Origin of the sequence: Shewanella electrica (assembly GCF_022321485.1) — a bacterium.
GTDB classification, from domain to species: Bacteria; Pseudomonadota; Gammaproteobacteria; order Enterobacterales; family Shewanellaceae; genus Shewanella; species Shewanella electrica.
In genome coordinates, this window is sequence record NZ_JAKOGG010000771.1 from 1 (window position 1) to 235 (window position 235).

Annotated in this window: 1 protein-coding gene; it reads left to right on the forward strand. The window is 45.5% G+C overall.

All coding sequences use genetic code 11. The features are described from left to right. A partial coding sequence (locus tag L9G74_RS24670) for a hypothetical protein (RefSeq protein ID WP_238899082.1) occupies positions 1 to 185 on the forward strand: 185 nt, incomplete at its 5' end. Between the last annotated feature and the right edge of the window lie 50 nt (positions 186 to 235).

Sequence of the window (235 nt, forward strand, 5' to 3'; positions counted from 1 at the left end):
GTAAGGATGAACCCCTCCCAGAAAAGAAGTGTGGATGGATGGGGGCAGAGCATTTGGGGGAGCAGAGAAACCCTGACAAAATATTGGATGAATCTGCGCAGAGTTGGCAAGTAGTTTCTGTGACAAGGAATGTATCAAGTGTGCCCTCACAAGGTGAGATGGGGACGCTATTAGTTCTGGGCTAAAATGAGTAAGTAACCTTGATTTCTTTTTTGCTGGTGCAATTGTGAATCTG